The sequence below is a fragment of the Sphingomonas sp. genome, assembly GCF_035758555.1.
Classification (GTDB): Bacteria; Pseudomonadota; Alphaproteobacteria; order Sphingomonadales; family Sphingomonadaceae; genus Sphingomonas_B.
Map to the genome: position 1 here is coordinate 1 of NZ_DASTXI010000114.1, position 18520 is coordinate 18520.

The following is an 18520-nucleotide window of genomic DNA, read 5'->3' on the forward strand; positions in this document are numbered from 1 at the left end:
AGGTCAGGGCGGTGGTGTTCGGCAGCCGCGGCGGCAATTTCTGCTCCGGCGGCGACGTTCACGAGATCATCGCGCCGCTAACGCGCATGTCGATGCCGGAGCTGCTCGATTTCACGCGGATGACGGGCGATCTGGTCAAGGCGATGCGCGCCTGTCCGCAGCCGATCGTCGCGGCGGTCGACGGCGTCTGCGCGGGTGCGGGCGCGATCGTCGCGATGGCGTCCGACCTGCGCTATGGCAGCCCGGAGGCGAAGACCGCGTTCCTGTTCAACCGGGTCGGGCTGGCGGGCTGCGACATGGGCGCGTGCGCGATCCTGCCGCGGATCATCGGCCATGGCCGGGCCAGCGAGCTGCTGTTCTTCGGCCGCAGCTTCGGCGCCGAGGAGGGGAAGGCCTGGGGGTGGTTCAACGACGTCGTGCCGGCGGACCGGCTCGACGGACACGCGATTGAGGCGGCGCGGCGGATTGCGGCGGGGCCGGGCTTCGCCAACGGCATGACCAAGAACCAGCTCAACATGGAATGGAATATGAGCCTGGAGACGGCGATCGAATCCGAGGCGCAGGCGCAGGCGATCTGCATGCAGACGAAGGACTTCGAGCGCGCCTACCAGGCGTTCGTCGCGAAGCAGAAGCCGGTGTTCGAGGGCGACTGAGATGGACCGGAGCTATCTCGACTGGCCGTTCCTGGGCGCCGAGCACAAGGCGCTGGCGCTGGCGGTCGACGACTGGGCGCGCGCGGCGCTACCCTCGATCGGCGATCATGACGATGTCGACGCCACCTGCCGGGCGATTGTCCGCGCGCTGGGGGAAGCGGGATGGCTGCGTTACTGCGTGCCGCAGGCCTATGGCGGCGTGCACGAGGTGCTGGACGTGCGATCGCTGTCGATCATCCGCGAGACGCTCGCCTATCATTCCGCGCTCGCCGACTTCGCGTTCGCGATGCAGGGGCTGGGTTCGGGCGCGATCAGCTCCTTCGGATCGGAAGCGCTGAAGCAGGACTATCTGCCGGCCGTTGCCGCGGGCGAAAAGATCGCCGCTTTCGCCTTGTCGGAACCCGAGGCCGGATCGGACGCGGCCGCGCTGTCGGCCTCGCTCGCCGCGACCAGCGACGGCTATGTGCTGAACGGCGAGAAGACCTGGATCTCGAACGGCGGCATCGCCGATTTCTACTGCCTGTTCGCGCGCACCGGCGTCGGATCGCGCGGGGTGACGGCGGTGGTGGTCGATGCCGGCGCGCATGGCTTTTCGATCGCCGAGCGGATCGAGGTGATCGCGCCGCATCCGCTCGCGCGGCTGCGCTTCGACGATTGCGTGGTGCCGTTCGACAAGCGCATCGGCGAGGAAGGCGAGGGGTTCCGGATCGCGCTTGCAACGCTCGACATCTTCCGCACCACGGTGGGCGCGGCCGCGCTCGGCTTTGCCCGGCGGGCGTTCGACGAGGCGGGACGCCACGCTCTCAATCGGCGGATGTTCGGCGGGACACTGGCCGACCTGCCGCTGGCGCAGGAGCGGCTGGCGGAAATGGCACTCGACATCGATGCGGCGGCCTTGCTCGTCTACCGCTCCGCCTGGACCAAGGACGTGAAGCGCCAGCGCGTGACCCGCGAGGCGGCGATGGCGAAGCTGTTCGCGACCGACCAGGCGCAGGTGGTGATCGACAAGGCCGTGCAGATGTTCGGCGGGATGGGCGTTGCGAAAGGCGTCAAGGTCGAGGAGCTGTACCGCGAGGTCCGGGCGCTCCGCATCTATGAAGGCGCGTCGGAAGTGCAGAAGCTGATCATCGCCGGGCAGCAGCTGAATGCGCTGCGGGAGGAGTCGTGAAGATCCTGCAACCGCCCGGCCGGGTCAGGCCGAAAGGCTATGCGAACGGCATCGCCGCGAGCGGACGCATGGTCTTCACCGCCGGCGTGATCGGCTGGAACGAGCGGGAGGAATTCGAGCATGCCGACCTGGCCGGCCAGTTCCGGCAGGCGCTGCTGAACACGCGCGCGATTCTGGCCGAAGGCGGGGCTGCGCCGTCCGATATCGTGCGGATGACCTGCTACGTCACCGACAAGCGCGACTATGTGGCGGCACGCGCGGCGATCGGCGCGGCGTGGCGCGAGGTGCTGGGCAAGGTGTTTCCCTGCATGGCGGTGGTGGAGGTTTCCGGGCTGGTCGAGGATGCCGCGCGGGTCGAGATCGAAACGACGGCGGTAGTCGAATGAAGGTCGCAGTGATCGGCGGCGGGCCGGGCGGGCTCTATTTCGCGCTGCTGACCAGGAAGCGGCTGCCGGACTGCACGATCGACGTGTACGAGCAGAACCGGGCCGACGACACGTTCGGCTTCGGCGTCGTCTTTTCGGACGAGACGCTGGACGAGTTCCTCTCCGCCGATCCGGAATCCTACGACGCGATCCGGTCCAACTTCGCCTGGTGGGACGATATCGTCATCGAGCATGCGGGCGACCGGACCGTGGTGGGCGGCAACGGCTTTGCAGGCTGCTCGCGGCAGACATTGCTGAGCCTGTTGCAGCAGCGGTGCGCGGACCTGGGCATCGGGCTGCATTTTTCGACGCATATCGGCCCGGAGGAGATCGATAGCCGATTCGGCGACTGCGACCTGGTCGTCGTCGCGGAAGGGGTGAACAGCCCGATCCGTGCCGCCCATTCCGAGGCGTTCGGGGTGCGCGCGGTCGACACGCGCAACAGATTCTGCTGGCTGGGCTCGACCCGCCCGCTAGACGCCTTCACTTTCTTCTTCGTGCGCACCGATTGCGGGTATTTCTGCGCGCATACCTATCAGTATGAAGCGGGCCGTTCGACCTGGGTGATCGAGACGACGCCCGAGAGCTGGGCGGCGCACGGCCTGGACGCGCTGGACGAGGAGCAAAGCGCGCGGGCGCTGGAGGCGATCTTCGCCGGGCCGCTGCAGGGGCATGGCTTCATCACCAACCGCTCGATCTGGCGGAGCTTCCAGACGATCAGCTGCGCCAAATGGCGGGACGGCAGGATGATGCTGCTGGGCGACGCCAAGGCGACCGCGCATTGGTCGATCGGGTCCGGCACCAAGCTGGCAATGGAGTGCGCGGCTTCGCTGTCGGACGCGGTGGTGGCGCATGGGGCCGACCTCGACGCGGTCGAGACGGCTTACGAGAAGGCACGGCGGACGCCGGTCGAGATCACGCAGCACAATGCGCAGGTGTCGCTGCGCTGGTTCGAGGACATGCCGCTCCACTGGGGCAAGCCGCGCTACCAATTCGCCTTCTCGCTGATGTCGCGCGCCAAGGCACTGACCTGGGACAATATCGGCCTTCGCGACCCGGTGTTTCTCGCGCGTGTCGAGGACGAATTCTACGCGCGCTATGAGCGTCGGACCGGCCGCGACGCGTCGGACCGGCCGACGCCGATGTTTACCCCGTTTGACCTGCGCGGGCTGACCTTGCCGAACCGCGTCGTGATGGCGCCGATGGCGCAGTACAGCGCGATCGAGGGCGACCTGACGCCCTGGCATTTCAGCCACTATACGGCGAGGGCGCTGGGCGGGGCCGGGCTGATCTTCACCGAGATGACGTGCCCGACGCCCGATGCGCGGATCACCACCGCCTGCACCGGCCTGTGGAGCGACGCGCAGCAGGCGGACTGGACGCGGCTGGTCGATTTCATCCACGCGGCAACGCCCGCCAAGGTGGCGCTGCAGCTGGGCCATGCCGGGCGCAAAGGCTCGACCAACGTGCCGGAGCTGGGCGAGAATCTGCCGATGGCGGAAGGGAACTGGCCGGTCTGGTCGGCCTCGCCGCTGCCTTATTTCGACAATGCTTCGCCGGTGCCGATCGAGCTCGATCGCGCAGCGATGCACGACATCCGCGACAGCTTCGTCGCCGCGACGATCCGCGGCGCGCGTGCCGGCTTCGACATGATCGAGCTGCATGCGGCGCACGGCTATCTGCTGGCGAGCTTCCTTTCGCCGCTGACCAACCGGCGGACGGACGAATATGGCGGCAGCGCGCTCAATCGCGCGCGCTTCCCGCTGGAAGTGTTCATGGCGATGCGCGAGGCGTGGCCCGCGGACCGGCCGATGTCGGTGCGGCTGTCGTGCAGCGACTGGGCCGAGGGCGGGCTGTGCCTCGACGATCTCGCGACCATCGCCAAAGCGTTCAAGGCGGCGGGCGTGGACATCATCCACGCCTCGTCCGGCCAGACCGTGCCGTGGCAGAAGCCGGTCTATGGCCGGATGTGGCAGACGCCGTTCGCCGAATTCATCCGGCTGACCGCCGATATCCCGACGATCGCGGTGGGCGACATCACGCTGCCCGAACAGATCAACGCGATCGTCGCCGCCGGCCGCGCCGATTTGTGCGCGCTGGCGCGGCCGATGCTGAACAATCCCTTCTTCGCGCGACAGGCGGCCGGGCACTATGGGGTGCGGACCGCGTGCGGCGTGCCGCTCGACTGGCCGGTGCAGCTGAAGTCGGGCGAGTATCAGCTGTATCGCGAGGCGGAGAAGGCAAACGAGAAGCAGGCGGAGCTGAACGCGCGCGCCAGGCCGAACCGCCGCCACTACCAGCACGCGGAGCAGGCGCATGGATGATCCGGTGTTCCCCGACGACTTCAACATGGCGGACTGGTTCCTGGGCGTCGGCGCGCCCGACAAAACCGCCATCCTGTTCGAGAACCGGGCGATCACCTATGCCGAGCTGCGCGAGAAAGTGGATCGGGTCGCGCGGCGCCTGGTGACGGAAGGGCTGCTGCCGGAGCAGCGGGTGCTGGTCTGCATGCGCGACTGCCCGGAGTTCGCCTATGCCTGGTTCGGCGCGATCAAGGCGGGCGCAGTGGTCACGCAGATCAACCCGCTGCTGCCCGAGGCGGATTATTCCTACTACCTCGATTACGTGAAGCCGCAGTTCGCGTTCGTCGACGAAGCGAGCGCGGCGGCGTTCGGCGCGGCGGCGGAGCGGTCGCGGCACGGGCGGGGTGTGATCGCCGATTTCGACGCCTGGCTCGCCGGCCCGGTCGCGCCGGATGCCGAGCCCTGGCCGACCCGGCGCGACGATCCCGCCGTCTGGCTGTTCACCAGCGGCTCGACGGGCAAGAGCAAGGGCGCGGTGCATACGCACGGCCATTTCCCGTTCAACACCGAAGTCTATGCCAAAAGCTTCATCGGCATGCGCGAGAGCGACGTGACGATTTCCGGCGCGCGGCTGTATTTCGGCTATGCGACGGGCACCAACCTGATGTTCCCGTTCGCAGTCGGCGCGACGACAGTGCTTTTCAGCGAGCAGCCGAGCGCCGAGCGGCTGTTCGAGCTGATCGAGCGCCACCGCCCGACCGTGTTCACCAGCGTGCCGACGCTGATTCACAAGATGCTGGAGAGCGGACGCAAGGCCGACCTGTCGAGCATCCGCTTCATGTGGAGCGCGGGCGAGGCGCTGCCGCTGGAGCTGCACGCGCGCTGGGACCAGGCGTTCGGCGTGCCGATCATCGACGGGATCGGCAGCGCCGAGAGCTTCCATATCTATATCAGCAACCATCCGAACGATATTCGCCCCGGCAGCCTCGGCCGGCTGGTGCCCGGATACGCGGCGCGGCTGCTCGACGACGAAGGCAGGCAGGTCGCGAAAGGCGATGTCGGCACCTTGTGGCTGAAAGGCGCGTCGGCGGCGCTCTGCTATCACGCCGATTATGCCAAGTCGGTCGAGCATCTACGCGGCGGCTGGATCGTCAGCGGCGACAAATTCCGCGAGGACGAAGACGGCTATTGGTATTACGAAGGGCGCGGCGACGATCTGATCAAGAGCGGCGGCATCTATGTGAGCCCGATCGAGGTCGAGAATGTGCTGGCGCAGCATCATGCGGTCGGCGAGTGCTGCGTGACGGGCAGGAAGGACGGCGCGGGGCTGGAGAAGCCGGTCGCGATCGTGTTTCCGCGGCCCGGCGTCGCAGCGTCGCCGGTGCTGGCCGAAGAGCTGATCGCCTTCGCCCGCAGCAGGCTCGTCCACTACAAGGCGCCGCGCGAGGTGATCTTCGCCGAGGCGGCGCTGCCGCGCAACGACCGGGACAAGCTGGACCGCAAGGCGCTGAGGGCGCGGTTCGGATGAGGATGGGCGACGGGCCCTGGACCGCAGTGCGCGATGCGCTGGCGAGCGGCGCGCCGGTGGTGGCGATCCTGCCGCTGGGCGCGGTCGAGGCGCATGGGCCGCACCTGCCGCTGACGACCGACGTCGTCATCAGCGACGGCATGGCGGCGCGCGCGGCCGCGTTGCTGGAAGAGCGGGACGTGCGCGCGTTCGTGCTGCCGGCGCTGGCCTACGCGCCGGCGGGCTATGCATCCGAGTTCGCCGGCACGATCTCGATCGGCGCGGCGGCGGCCAAGGCGGTGCTGCTCGACATCGCGCGGTCGCTTAAAGGACAGGGCTTTGCCTGCCTCGCCTTTGCCAACAGCCATTTCGATCCCGCGAACGTCGCGATGCTGCGCGAGGCGGCGGCGGAGATTGCGACATTGGACCTGCCGGTCGCCTTCCCGGACTTCACCCGCCGCGCGCTCGCCGGGACGCTGACCGCGGAGTTTCAATCCGGCGCCTGCCATGCCGGCCAGTTCGAGACGAGCCTGGTGCTAGCTGACCGGCCCGAGCTGGTCGACGCCACTGCCGGCAAGGCGCTGGCGGATAATCCGTCGAGCCTGGTCACAGCCTTTGCGCAAGGCGCCACCACCTTTACCGAGGCGGGCGGGCCCGGCGCCTATTTCGGCACGCCGTCGCAGGCCAGCGCCGCCGAGGGCGAGGCGAGCTTCGGCGTGATGGCGGCGGCGCTGGCGGAGGCAGTGCTAGCCAGCCTCGCCTGAGGCGGCCTTGGCCTGGTCGCTCGCAAGTACGATCAGGCCCTTGGCCATGATCTCCGGCCGTTCATCGGGATCGGCGTTGAAGTCGCCCCACACCTGGACGCGGTCGCCGACCTTGACCTGCACCAGGCCCTGAGCGTCGAGCGGATTGTCCGGCATTTTCGCGACGTCGATGCGCACGCCGGTCGGGCCGCCGATCTCGAATTCCGTGCCTTCCTTTTCGGTCACGAAGCCCGATGCGCCGACGAACGCCTGCTTCTGGGGAACCACGATGGTGGTGCGCGCCAGGTCTTCCTCGTCGCCGGGATTGGCGAAGAAGTGGGTGCCGAGATTTTCGACATAGACGCTGGCGGCCTCGATCTTCTTCTTCTCGAACAGATCGTTGTCGACGCGGCCGGTGACCATCACCTGGTCGCCCGGCTTCAGCGCGCGGCCTTCCTGGAACCAGTCCCAATCGTCCATCTCGACGGTCACGCGGCCAGAGCCATAATCGAGATCGAAGCTGGTCGGCGTGGTCGCGGTGACTTTCCCGTTCAGCGTGAGCCAGCTGTTGTTGGCGGCGTTCGCGACGCGGGTCGCCTGGGCGTTGCCGGTCTGGGTGGGCGCGGGCGCCGCCGCGGCCTTGTTCTCTTCGCTGCACCCGCACAGGGCGGCGGTGGCGAGCAGCATGGCGAGAGTCGATCGAACATGTTTCATTGCCGTGCCTCCCTTATCCCTGCGCATAGCCGTTCAGCTCCGCCGGCGTGACGCGCCAGTCGTGATTGCTGTCGATCGCGGTGAACTCGTCCGAGGTGGCGTTGAGCAGTGCCGCGGCGAATTTCGGGTTCATATGCACTGCGGCCAGGTGCGGCAGATACTCGCCGGGCTTCGGAATGGCAGTGGTGCCGGGGACCGGATCGCCAGTCGCGAGGAAATAGGCGGCCTGCGCGAATTCCATCGGGCCGTAGGAGCCGTCCTTGTTCAGGTCATAGTCCGAAAAACGCTGAATCTCGACGCGCGTGGCGACGGCGACGCCGGGAATGTTGGTGACGGTGAAGGCATCGGGGGCGACTTGCTTCACGACCGTGGCGGGCGGCACCACCGGGTGGACCACGGTGCTGGTCCGGGGAGCGAGCGGCGGCGTCGTGGCGGCTGCGGCGAGCAGGATCGCGGACAGAGGTCCGGTCATGGGCATTCTCCTTGATTGGTGAATCGGTCAGGCGCATCGCGCCTGCTGCCGGACCAACGGATGCAGCGACGGACCGGTCCCGGATTTGACCTGGATCAAGCGTTCAAAGCGCGCCGACGCCCAAATGGGTCTCGGCCCCGTCCAGCTCCGTCAGGCCGCAGAAGCGCTCGATCCGGTCGCGGTCCGCTACGCGAATATAGGGACCCTGCACGATCAGCCCTTCATCGGCGAGCGTGTGCAAGCTGCGCGACAGCGTTTCGGGGGAAATGCCGAGCCGGGCCGCGACGCGGGACTTCGGGACCGGCAATTCGGCGCGGCTGGCGGTCTCGCCCCGATTGTCGACCAGCCGCAGAAAGAAAGCGGCAACGCGCTGGGCGGCGGTGCGGCATTTGAGGTCGATGATCTGGCGCGTGGCGGTCCGCCACTGCCCGGCAAGGATCGTCAGCAGGCGCAGCGCCAGATCGGGCGCGCGTGCCGCTTCCTCCCGCAGGACGTTGGCCGGAAGCGCGAGGAAGATGACCGGGCTCAGCGCCCGGGCGGAGGTCAGGTGCGGCTCTCCGCTGATCGCCGCGCCCAGCGAGAAGACGTCGCCCCGCGACAGCAGCATGACGCCGCAATCGCCGCCGCCGTCCAGCTTGGTCAGCTCGACCGTTCCGCGCATCAGGACATGGACGTCGTCGGCCGCATCGCCTTCGGCGAACAGCACCGATTCCTTGCGCCCGCGCCGAACCTTTGCGTGCCGCAGCAAACGGTCGGTCAGCGTGGGATCGAGGCCTTTGAACAGCGGCAGCTGGAGCAGCGACGCGCCTGCGCGCGAGGGCTCGGGGATTGACGTCGCCATGGCGGAATAACCGGCCGGCCGCGCGTTCGTTTCCGCCTTGAGGCGCGTGCCGTTTGCGGGCACGGGAAAAAGGATGATGCTGGGCGCGGTCGAGCTGGGGGGAACCAAGATCCGCGTCGCGCGCGGGGGCGGCGACGGGCGGATCGAAGCCGGCGAGACTTTCGCTACGGTAGGGCCGGACGAGAGTTTCGCGCGGATTCTCGACTTCTTCCGGGGCGGGTCGCCGATTGACGCGATCGGGATCGGCGCGTTCGGGCCGGTCGCGGTCGGGCGCGGCGATGCCGATTACGGGCGGTTGCGGGGAACGCCGAAGCCGGGCTGGCGCGATTTCGACATCGGCGCGGCGATGGGGTCGCTCGGCGTGCCGGTGGCGATCGATACCGACGTCAATGCGGCGGGCAGGGCGGAGGCGGCGCTCGGCGCGCTGGCGGGGCTGGACAGCGGCATCTACCTGACCGTCGGCACCGGCATCGGCGGTGCGCTGATCGTGGGAGGAAGTCCCGCTCCCGGCGCAAGCCACCCTGAAATGGGGCATGTCGCGCTGGTGCGTGCGCCGGGAGACGATTGTCCGTCGGTCTGCACGTGGCATCAGAATTGTGCCGAAGGCTTGGCGAGCGGGCCGGCGATCGAGCGGCGGTTCGGCGCGAGCCTCAGTGCGCTGCCCGACGGGCATCCGGGCCGCGCGCTGATCGCCTTCTATCTGGGGCAATTGCTCGCCAGCCTGGTGCTGGCGGCGGCGCCGCGGCGAATCGTGATCGGTGGCGGAGTGGCGAAGACGCCGGGGCTGCACGAGCGGGCGCATGCGGCGATGCTGCGGAGCCTCAACGGCTATGGCCTGTATCCGGGCGTCGAGGGGCCGGACTTCGTCGTTCCGCCGGCGCTGGGCGACGATGCGGGGCTGGCCGGCGCGCTGCTGATGGCTGGAGCCTGTCGCCCGTAGTTGCGGGCTGGTCGACGCTGCGCTTGCCCGTTTCCGCGCGCCGCGCCATGGCTCCCGTCCCTTCGATTCGGAACCGCGACCTGACTCTTGCCGGCCTCGAGGCGGTGTTCCTTGCCCACCGCGATGCGCTGCTGCGCTTCCTCCGCGCCCGCGGCGCCGGAGACGATGCCGACGATCTGCTGCAGGAGCTGTGGTTCCGGGTCGCCGCCGCCCCGGCCGGGCCAATCGCGGAGCCGGTGGGCTACCTGATGCGCGCGGCGAACAACCTGATGCTGGACCGGCATCGTGGGCAGATGCGGGCGATGCGGCGCGACCTCGACTGGGCCGAGACCGCCACCTCCGCCGATCACGAAGTGCCGAATGCGGAGCGAGCGCTGATCGGGCGCGAGGCTTTGGGTCGTGCGGAGGCGGTGCTGGCGTCGCTCGGGTCGCGGGTCGAGGCGATCTTCCGCCGCTATCGGCTCGACGAAGTGACGATCGATCAGGTCGCGCGCGAATTCGGCGTCAGCCGCAGCACGGTCGAGAAGGATCTGCAGAAAGCCTATCGCGCGCTGCTGGAGCTGAGGAGCGGCGGCGATGCGTAGTTCGGCTATCGGCGGCGTCATCCAGGCGGAGGGCCAATGAGCGCGCGCGTGAACAGGGAAGCGGAAGACCAGGCGATCGCCTGGGTGATGCTGACGCGCGACCCGTCCTTTGCAGACTGGGACGGCTTTACCGCGTGGCTGGAGGCAAGCCCGGAGCATGCGCGGCTGTATGACGCGCTGTCGCTGGCCGATGCGCAGATCGCCGAGCAGCTGGCACGGCCAATCCCGACGGTGAGGCGGCGCTGGCGCTGGCCGGTGGTGGGCGGCGCCGTGGCGGCGGCGTTGGCGCTGGTCGCGGTGCCGACGGTGATGCAGCCCGGTTTCACGCCGCAGACGATCGCGAGTGCGCCGGGACAGAAGCTGACGGTGAAGCTGGCCGACGGCAGCCGGATCGACATGAACGGCGGCACGCGGCTGGTGCTCGACGGCCCGCGCCGTGCCCGGCTGGAGCAGGGCGAGGCGCTGTTCGCGGTCGTGCACGACGAGGCGCGGCCGTTCGAGGTAGCGAGCGGCGACGCGCTGATCCGCGACGTCGGCACGACCTTCAATGTGGTGCGCGAGCCGATGCGCTTCACGGTCACGGTTTCGGAAGGCGAGATCGTGTTCAATCCCGAGCGCGAGCAGGTGCATGTGACCGCCGGGCAGCAGATCGAGGAGACGGGCGACCAGCTGCTGGTGACCCGCGTGGAGGTCGCGCAGGTGGGTGCGTGGCGGCAGGGGCGGCTGATCTACCGCGGCGCAAAGCTGGCGCGCGTCGCCGACGACCTGTCGCGCGGGCTGGGCCTGCCGGTCGCCGCGGACGCGAGCGTCTCTGCGCGGCCGTTCAGCGGGATCATCCAGCTGGAAGGCAAGGGCGAGGACGCGCTCCGCTCCGCGGCGATGATCCTGGGCGTCGGGGTGCGGCGCTCCGGCGACCGCTGGCTGCTGGTCGCGCCGTGAGATGAGGGCCGGGCAGGCGGCGATCGCCGCGATCCTGTTGCTGGCGCCGCTGACGGCGGCCGCTGCGGACGGCGTGCCGGCGACGCGGCTCGACCGCGCGGTGATCCTGATCGGCAAGCGCGAAGGCGTGAGCATCGGCATTTCCGATCCGACGCTGGCCGCGTTGCGCACGCGGCCTGTCGGGTCGACGGCGGACGTCGGCGCTGCGCTCGGCCGGATGCTTGCCGGCACCGGCGCCGGGGCGGTGCGGGTGGGCCCGCGAAGCTGGCGGATCGTGCGGCTGCCCGCCTCGCCCTATCCGCGGCCGCAGCCGGCGCCGGCGGCCTCGCCCGAGCCGCTGAACGACGAGGAGATCGTCGTCATCGCCAGCAAGCGCGACACGCCGCTCGGCCGCTATCCGGCGTCGGTGGCGATCGTCGAGACCGACATGGTCGCGCCGGGGCTGGAGTCGCTCGGCAGCGCGGCGCTTGCAACCTATCTGCCGAGCCTGACCTCGACGCATTTGGGGCCGGGGCGGAACAAATTGTTCGTGCGCGGCCTCGCCGATTCGAGCTTCAACGGGCCGACCCAGGCAACGGTCGGCGAATATCTGGGCGAGGCGAGGCTCAACTATAACGGGCCGGACCCCGACCTGAGGCTCTACGACGTGCGATCGGTCGAGGTGCTGGAAGGGCCGCAGGGCACGCTGCACGGGGTCGGCACGCTGGGCGGGGTGATCCGGCTGCAGCCGGCGCCGCCGAACCTTGAGCGGCCGGAAGCGTCGCTGACCAGCGGCATCTCGTTCACCGAGCATGGCGATCCGGGCGGCGACCTCAGCGCGATCGTCGACCTGCCGCTTTCCGACACGCTGGGCCTCCGCACCGTCGGCTACCGTGTCCGCGAGGGCGGCTATATCGACGACCGGCTGCGCGGGAAGGACGACGTCAACCGGGTCGACACCGTCGGCGGGCGGGTGTGGCTGCGCTTCACGCCGGCCGCGGACTGGGCGATCGACCTGGGCGGCGCGCTCCAGGAGATCGAGGGGCGGGATTCCCAATATGCCGACCGCGATGCGCCGCCGCTGACCAAGGCGAGCCCGATCGCTGAAGGGTTCGCCAGCCGCTACGGGCTCGGGCAGCTGGTGATCCGCAAGAGCTGGGACGATCTGACGCTGACGTCCGCGACCAGCTTCGCGCGGCAGCGCATCCGCGAAAGCTTCGACGCGTCCACCGCCGACGATCCGACGCGGTTCGACCAGCATGGACGCGTCGATTTCTTTTCGAACGAGAACCGGCTGGTCCGCAACAATCCGGACGGCAGCGGCTGGGTGGTCGGCACCAGCATCGTCGAGAACCGCTACACGCTGGAGCGGAGCTTCGCCCCGATCGCGCTGGCGGCGCGGCTGGGCGGGATTTCCAACCGCATCCAGGAAGCGACCGCGTTCGGCGAAGGCAGCTTCGCGCTCGGCGACCGGGTGCTGGCTTCGGTCGGCGGCCGGCTGACGGTGCTGGAGCTGTCCGGATCGGCAGAGGGCGTCACCAGCTTCGCGTTCGCGCGGGCGGCCAAGGACAAGGCGAGCCGGCGCGAGGTCGCGCTGCTGCCGTCGCTGTCGCTGAGCTGGCGGCCGACCGACGGGCTGCTGGCCTATGCGCGCTACCAGCAGAGCTTCCGGCCCGGCGGCATCGTCGTGCGCGACGCGTTCGTGCAGCGATACCGGCCCGACGACGTTCGGGCGGGCGAGATCGGCCTGCGCTGGGAAGCGCCGGACGAGACGGTGCGGCTGTCGAGCGCGCTGTCCTATACGAGCTGGCGCAACATCCAGGCCGACCAGATCGACGCGGGCGGGCTGCCGACCACGGTCAATATCGGCAACGGGCGGATCATCACGCTCGACGCCAAGGCGAGCGTGCGGCCGGCGCCCGGCTGGAGCCTCGACGTTGCGGGTGTGCTTGCCGACAGCCGGTTGACGCGGCCCGCGCTCGCGGTTGCGGCCTTGGTGGCCGTCGACCGGTCGGACCTGCCCAACGTCGCGCGGCTGAATGCGTCGGCGGCGCTGCGCTATGGCACGGCCGTCGGCGCCTATGACCTGAGCTTCTCCGCCTGGGCGCGCTATGTCGGACAATCGCGGCTGGGCGTCGGCCCGATCCTGGGGCAGCGTCAGGGCGAATATGTCGATACCGGTCTGTCGCTGCGCGCGACCCGCGGCCGCTATGCGGTATCGGCGACGCTCACCAACCTGACCGACGAGACCGGCAACCGCTTCGCGCTCGGCTCGCCGCTGATGCTGGGGCGCGAGCAGCAGGTGACGCCGCTACGCCCGCGCACGCTGCGGATCGGGCTGGAAGCGGCGTTCTAAAATTCCGTTACGCACCTGCCGCCACCGCGGCGTCTTCCGGGTGAAAGGGGGGAGCCGCGCTGCGCTCCCTATCACCATGGGAGTAAGTTCGTGCGCCGTTTGCTTGCCTGTTCCTGCCTGACCCCGATCCTGTTCATCCCCGCCGTCGCTCATGCCGAGACGACCGTCGACGCGAAGCGCACGAGCGGTGTCGCCACTTCGACCATCAAGAACGGCGCGCGCGACGATTTGCGCATCACCGGCACCGGCTCGATCGAGCTGACCGGCGGCACCGCGGTCACGCTCGACAGCGCCAACACGGTCAAGAACGAAGGCACGATCAGCCTGAAGGACGCGAACGACGCGACCGGCGTCCTCGCGACCTCGAACTCGGGCGGGATCAGCAACAGCGGCAAGATCGTGATCGGCGAGACCTATGCCGCGACCGATACCGACAAGGACGGCGACCTGGACGGCCCGTTTTCGAAGCAGGCGCGCAACGCCGGCATCAAGACGATCGGCGCCTTTACCGGCGACGTGACCAACAGCGGCGCGATCAGCGTCAAGGGCAACCAGAGCGCGGGCATCCTTCTCGGCGGACCGCTGACCGGCAATCTGACGCAAAGCGGCACCCTTGACGTGCTGGGCGACAATTCGGTGGGCGTGCAGACCGGCGGCGTCAGCGGCTCGGTGAAGGTGCTGGGTGCTGTGACGGTGCAGGGCGCGGGCGCGGTCGGCATTGCCGTGGACGGACCGGTCGGGGGCACGCTGCAGATCCAGAATAGTGTCATCACGTCCGGCTATCGAACCGCAACGCCGCCGGCCGACGTGTCGAAGCTCGACGCGGAAGACCTGCTGCAGGGAGGCCCGGCCGTGCGCGTCGCGGGATCGGTCGCGGGCGGCATCATCTTCGACACGAAGCCGAAGGACGCCGATCCGAAGGACAATGACGAGGACAAGGACGGCATCGAGGACGCCAAGGAAGCGAACGCTTCGGTCACGTCCTTCGGTGCGGCGCCGGCGGTGCAGATCGGAGGAGCGAGCGGCACTGTCGCGGTCGGCGCGCTGACCGGCAACGCCGACGGCTTCGGCCTGGTCATCAACGGCGACCTGCTCGGCTCCGGCGTCTACAAGACCATCGACGGGACCGGCCTGCAGATCGGCGGGACGGGCGGGACCGTCACCATCGCCGGCGGCGCGGCGGTGAACGGCACGGTCGGCGCCAAGTCGCTCGATGCCAACGCGACCGCAATCCGGATCGGCTCCGGCGCGGCGGTTCCGAAGCTGCGGGTCGGCGGTGCCGTCGCGGCGACGAGCGGCGCGGGTGCCGCCGGGCAGGTGCGCGCGGTCTCGATCGACAGCGGCGGCTCGCTGCCGACGATCACGAACAGCGGCCAGATCAGCGCGGTCGCCAGTGGCGACGCCACGGCCACCGCGATCCGCGATGCGTCGGGCACGCTGACGCTGGTCGAGAATACCGGCGCGATCAGCGCGACCTCGAAAAAGGCGGCGGTGGAGAGCGCGGTCGCGATCGACGTGCAGGCCAACAGCAGCGGCGCGACGGTGCGCCAGAACAAGGTCGCCGATACCGCGACCGCGCCGAAGATCGTGGGCGCAGTGCTGTTCGGATCGGGCAACGACGTGTTCGAGGTCGCCGACGGCACGGTGACCGGCACGACCCGGTTCGGCGCCGGCAACAACCGGCTGACGCTGTCCGGCGATGCGCTGGTGCAGGGCGATGTCGCGTTCGGTTCCGGTGCGGACACGCTGGCGCTGGGCGGCACGTCAGCGCTGAGAGGGGCGGTCGATTTCGGCGGCGGCGCGGATGCGGTGACGCTTTCCGACAAATCGCTGTTCAGCGGCACGTTCGCGAACAGCGGCGGGGTCGCGGTGACGATGACCGGCGGCACGCTGGACGTGCGCAACACCGGCGCGATCGCGCTTTCCAGCCTCAACCTCTCCGGCGACAGCACGATCGGCGTGACGGTCGACCCGACCACGCACAGCGCCACGCAATACCAGGTCGGCAGCGCCAGCTTCGGAGCGGGATCGAAAGTGGCGGTGTCGGTCGCAAGCGTCGGCAGCGCCGAGGGCGACTATGTGATCGTCAAGGCGGGGACGCTGACCGGCGGTTCCAACCTGGCGGCGAACAGCGCCGCGCTGCCTTTCATGTTCAAGGGCAGCGTCAGTGCCGACGATGCGGCCGGCGAGGTCAAGCTGAAGGTGCAGCGCAAGGCGGCGGACGAGCTTGGCCTCAACCGCTCGCAGGCCGCTGCCTATGACGCGGTGTTCGAGGCGCTCGACAAAGACGCGAAGGTTGCCGGCGCGTTCCTTGGCATCCGCGCGCAGGAGGCGTTCCAAGATGCGGTGGCGCAGATGCTGCCCGACCATGCCGGCGGCGTGTTCGAGACCGTCACGCGCGGATCGCGGACGCTGGGCGGCTATATCGCCGATCCGAACGCGATGGTCGCCGAGCTGGGCGAGGGCATCGGCTTCTGGCTGCAGCAGGCGGTGTGGGGCACGACCAAGGAGCGGGGTGAAACCGCCTCGTACCGTTCGTCCGGCTGGGGCGCGAGCGGCGGCATCGAGCTGAACAGTGGCATCGGCAAATTCGGCGTCTCGATCGCCTACCTGAACGGCAAGACGGAGCAGCGCCGGATCGACGACCAGGTCGATTCGAACCAGTATGAAGCGGCGGTCCACTGGCGGAACAGCTGGGGCGGCTTCAACGCTTTCGCACGCGCATCCGCCGCGATGGTGAACCTGGAAGGATCGCGGCGCTTTGCCGGCACGTTCGGCACCGAGGACGTGGTGCGCACCGCGACCGGCGACTGGGACGGCCAGCTCTATTCGGCATCGGGCGGCCTGTCCTACCAGTTCCGCACCGGCCGGCTGACGATCCGGCCCGGCGCGACGATCGACTATTACCGGCTGCGCGAGGACGGCCACACCGAAAAGGGCGGCGGCGACGCGCTGAACCTGACGGTCGCATCGCGCACCAGCGACGAGCTTGCCGCGACCGGCACGATCGCGGCCGGCTACGACATCAGCGCGTCCGACGCCGGCTTCCTGCGCGTCGAGCTGGAAGGCGGACGGCGCGAGATCGTCGGCGGCTCGCTGGGCAAGACGGTCGCCCATTTCAAGGACGGCGACAACTTCACCCTGACGCCCGAGGAGCGCGAGGCGGGCTGGATCGGCCGGCTGCGGCTGGTCGGCGGCGGCGACGGCTTCCGCGCCGGCGGCGAGGCGAGCGTCGAGGAACAGAATGGCCGTGCGGCGCTGGGCTTCCGCGCGACCCTGAGTGTCGGCTTCTGATGAAGCCGGGGCGCACCTCTTCCCCTCTTCCCACGGTCCGTGCGGAACGGGTGCGCCGGCGAGGGCGGGCTTATCACCCCCGCCCGCCCTCGCCCTGTTTTTCCTGGGGTCATGAGCGGGTGACTTGCCGCGCCCCAACCGATCGCCCATCCTGCGGCCATAAACGGACGGGAGGCGATCATGGCCTATGCGGGCGGCGAGGGGCATTTCGGTGATCTGCAGAACGCGATCTACGGCGCGGGCCTGAGCGGCATCCTGCCGACGATCCCGGTCGATTTCGCGACGCTGGAGAAGCGCGCCCAGGCCGCGCTGCCGCCGCATATCCTGAGCTATGTCCAGGGCGGCTGCGGTGACGAATGGACGCAGGACCGGAACGCCGCCGCCTTCCGCCACTGGGGCATGGTGCCGCGGATGATGGTCGATTGCGCCAGGCGCGATCTGTCGACCGAGCTGTTCGGGCTGAGGCTGAAGAGTCCGCTCTTCATGGCGCCGATCGGCGTCAACGGCATCATGACGGCGGACCAGCATGGCGACCTCGCCGCCGCCCGCGCATCGGCGCTGACGGGGGTACCTTACTGTTCCTCGACGCTGTCCAACGATCCGCTCGAAACGGTCGCGGAAGCGCAGGGGGAAACGCCGGGTTTCTTCCAGCTCTACACGCCGCGCGACAAGGCACTGGCCGAAAGCCTTGTCCGGCGCGCGGAGGCGGTCGGGTACAAGGCGATTGTCGTCACGCTCGATACCTGGGTGACGGGCTGGCGGCCGCGCGACCTGAACACCGCCAATTTCCCGCAGCTGCGCGGCGCCGTGCTGATGAACTATTTCAGCGATCCCGTCTTCCGCGCAAGCCTGGCCAAGCCGCCGGAAGAAGACCCGGCGGCCGCAATCCGCGCCTGGGCCGGCGTGTTCGGCAAGGTGCTGACCTGGGACGACATGCCGTGGCTCAGGAGCATGACGAAGCTGCCGCTGGTGCTGAAAGGCATCTGCCACCGGGACGACGTGCGGCGCGCGATCGATGGCGGTGCGGACGCGATCTATTGCTCCAACCATGGCGGGCGCCAGGCCAATGGCGGCATCGCCGCGATCGACATGCTGCCGGGCGTGGTCGAAGCGGCGGGGAAGACGCCGGTGCTGTTCGATTCCGGCATCCGATCCGGCACCGACGTGATCAAGGCGATCGCGCTGGGTGCGACTGCGGTCGGCGTCGGGCGGCCCTATGCCTATGGCATGGCATTGGCGGGCGCGGAGGGCGCCGCTTCGGTGCTTCGCGCGATCCTGGCCGAGGCGGACCTGCTGATGGCAGTGAACGGCTATCCGACGCTCGCTGCAGTGCGCGCGGCCGGCGCGCAGCGGGTCTGATCAGGAACCGGAGCTGACGGCCGCTCGTTGTCGATGCGGTTCGGATTTTGTTGTGACGCGTCGGCAATCCTGTTTCGGAGAGTTTGCGGGGCTCGCATGGTGAGCAACCCGCTTGCCGGCGTTCGCGTGCTGCTGGTCGAAGACGAGCCCCTGATCGGCATGAGTATCGAGGATGCACTGGTCCGGGCTGGTGCGGCCGTGCATCTGGCGCGAACCGACCGGGACGCCTATGCGGCGCTCGAG

General features: G+C 69.2%; 15 protein-coding genes. 12 read left to right on the plus strand and 3 right to left on the minus strand.

Annotation, left to right across the window (positions count from 1 at the left end; genetic code table 11):
* The 6 genes from VFT73_RS06910 to VFT73_RS06935 all read left to right on the plus strand — a co-directional run.
* On the plus strand, positions 1–653 hold a 653-nt coding region (locus VFT73_RS06910), incomplete at its 5' end, for an enoyl-CoA hydratase family protein (protein WP_326409450.1).
* A 1-nt stretch (position 654) separates the two neighbouring features.
* Positions 655–1821, plus strand: coding sequence for an acyl-CoA dehydrogenase family protein (locus VFT73_RS06915; protein ID WP_326409451.1), 1167 nt, complete (start codon positions 655–657; stop codon positions 1819–1821).
* Positions 1818–2207 carry a RidA family protein gene (locus VFT73_RS06920; protein WP_326409452.1) on the plus strand — a complete coding sequence of 130 codons (390 nt, stop codon included), beginning with the start codon at positions 1818–1820 and terminating at the stop codon, positions 2205–2207. The genes VFT73_RS06915 and VFT73_RS06920 overlap by 4 nt, the downstream gene beginning before the upstream one ends.
* On the plus strand, positions 2204–4570 hold the full coding sequence (locus tag VFT73_RS06925; protein WP_326409453.1) for an FAD-dependent monooxygenase: 2367 nt from the start codon (positions 2204–2206) through the stop codon (positions 4568–4570). The genes VFT73_RS06920 and VFT73_RS06925 overlap by 4 nt, the downstream gene beginning before the upstream one ends.
* Positions 4563–6077, plus strand: coding sequence for a benzoate-CoA ligase family protein (locus VFT73_RS06930; protein ID WP_326409455.1), 1515 nt, complete (start codon positions 4563–4565; stop codon positions 6075–6077). The genes VFT73_RS06925 and VFT73_RS06930 overlap by 8 nt, the downstream gene beginning before the upstream one ends.
* Positions 6074–6820, plus strand: coding sequence for a creatininase family protein (locus VFT73_RS06935; RefSeq protein WP_326409456.1), 747 nt, complete (start codon positions 6074–6076; stop codon positions 6818–6820). The genes VFT73_RS06930 and VFT73_RS06935 overlap by 4 nt, the downstream gene beginning before the upstream one ends.
* On the opposite strand, the gene VFT73_RS06940 is transcribed toward VFT73_RS06935, so the two are convergent.
* The 3 genes from VFT73_RS06940 to VFT73_RS06950 form a co-directional block, all read right to left on the minus strand.
* Positions 6803–7513 carry a NirD/YgiW/YdeI family stress tolerance protein gene (locus VFT73_RS06940; protein WP_326409457.1) on the minus strand — a complete coding sequence of 237 codons (711 nt, stop codon included), beginning with the start codon at positions 7511–7513 and terminating at the stop codon, positions 6803–6805. The genes VFT73_RS06935 and VFT73_RS06940 overlap by 18 nt on opposite strands.
* A gap of 13 nt (positions 7514–7526) precedes the next feature.
* Positions 7527–7985 carry a hypothetical protein gene (locus VFT73_RS06945; protein WP_326409458.1) on the minus strand — a complete coding sequence of 153 codons (459 nt, stop codon included), beginning with the start codon at positions 7983–7985 and terminating at the stop codon, positions 7527–7529.
* Between the two features lie 103 nt (positions 7986–8088).
* The gene (locus tag VFT73_RS06950; protein WP_326409459.1) at positions 8089–8826 is read right to left on the minus strand and encodes a Crp/Fnr family transcriptional regulator; all 738 of its coding nucleotides are present in this window, start codon (positions 8824–8826) and stop codon (positions 8089–8091) included.
* A 76-nt stretch (positions 8827–8902) separates the two neighbouring features.
* Here VFT73_RS06950 and VFT73_RS06955 point away from each other — a divergent pair, with 76 nt between their 5' ends.
* The 6 genes from VFT73_RS06955 to VFT73_RS06980 all read left to right on the plus strand — a co-directional run bounded on the left by VFT73_RS06955 (position 8903) and on the right by VFT73_RS06980 (position 18277).
* Positions 8903–9766: an ROK family protein gene (locus tag VFT73_RS06955; RefSeq protein WP_326409461.1), complete on the plus strand. Its 864-nt coding sequence runs from the start codon at positions 8903–8905 to the stop codon at positions 9764–9766.
* Positions 9767–9813: 47 nt separating this feature from the next.
* Positions 9814–10350, plus strand: coding sequence for an RNA polymerase sigma factor (locus tag VFT73_RS06960; RefSeq protein WP_326409462.1), 537 nt, complete (start codon positions 9814–9816; stop codon positions 10348–10350).
* A 48-nt stretch (positions 10351–10398) separates the two neighbouring features.
* Positions 10399–11289 carry a FecR family protein gene (locus VFT73_RS06965; RefSeq protein ID WP_326409464.1) on the plus strand — a complete coding sequence of 297 codons (891 nt, stop codon included), beginning with the start codon at positions 10399–10401 and terminating at the stop codon, positions 11287–11289.
* A 1-nt stretch (position 11290) separates the two neighbouring features.
* Complete coding sequence (locus VFT73_RS06970; protein WP_326409465.1) at positions 11291–13624, plus strand: TonB-dependent receptor; 2334 nt, start codon at positions 11291–11293, stop codon at positions 13622–13624.
* Positions 13625–13714: 90 nt separating this feature from the next.
* Entirely contained in the window at positions 13715–16918 is a 3204-nt protein-coding gene (locus VFT73_RS06975; RefSeq protein WP_326409467.1) for an autotransporter outer membrane beta-barrel domain-containing protein, read from the plus strand.
* A 180-nt stretch (positions 16919–17098) separates the two neighbouring features.
* Entirely contained in the window at positions 17099–18277 is a 1179-nt protein-coding gene (locus VFT73_RS06980) for an alpha-hydroxy-acid oxidizing protein (RefSeq protein ID WP_326409468.1), read from the plus strand.
* The last annotated feature ends 243 nt before the right edge of the window (positions 18278–18520 follow it).

Bases quoted from the DNA above. Each gene is read 5' to 3' on its own strand.
- VFT73_RS06915 (WP_326409451.1), top strand. From the start codon at position 655: ATGGACCGGAGCTATCTCGACTGGCCGTTCCTGGGCGCCGAGCACAAG.
- VFT73_RS06925 (WP_326409453.1), top strand. From the start codon at position 2,204: ATGAAGGTCGCAGTGATCGGCGGCGGGCCGGGCGGGCTCTATTTCGCG.
- VFT73_RS06930 (WP_326409455.1), top strand. From the start codon at position 4,563: ATGGATGATCCGGTGTTCCCCGACGACTTCAACATGGCGGACTGGTTC.
- VFT73_RS06935 (WP_326409456.1), top strand. From the start codon at position 6,074: ATGAGGATGGGCGACGGGCCCTGGACCGCAGTGCGCGATGCGCTGGCG.
- VFT73_RS06940 (WP_326409457.1), bottom strand. From the start codon at position 7,513: ATGAAACATGTTCGATCGACTCTCGCCATGCTGCTCGCCACCGCCGCC.
- VFT73_RS06945 (WP_326409458.1), bottom strand. From the start codon at position 7,985: ATGACCGGACCTCTGTCCGCGATCCTGCTCGCCGCAGCCGCCACGACG.
- VFT73_RS06950 (WP_326409459.1), bottom strand. From the start codon at position 8,826: ATGGCGACGTCAATCCCCGAGCCCTCGCGCGCAGGCGCGTCGCTGCTC.
- VFT73_RS06955 (WP_326409461.1), top strand. From the start codon at position 8,903: ATGCTGGGCGCGGTCGAGCTGGGGGGAACCAAGATCCGCGTCGCGCGC.
- VFT73_RS06960 (WP_326409462.1), top strand. From the start codon at position 9,814: ATGGCTCCCGTCCCTTCGATTCGGAACCGCGACCTGACTCTTGCCGGC.
- VFT73_RS06970 (WP_326409465.1), top strand. From the start codon at position 11,291: ATGAGGGCCGGGCAGGCGGCGATCGCCGCGATCCTGTTGCTGGCGCCG.
- VFT73_RS06980 (WP_326409468.1), top strand. From the start codon at position 17,099: ATGGCCTATGCGGGCGGCGAGGGGCATTTCGGTGATCTGCAGAACGCG.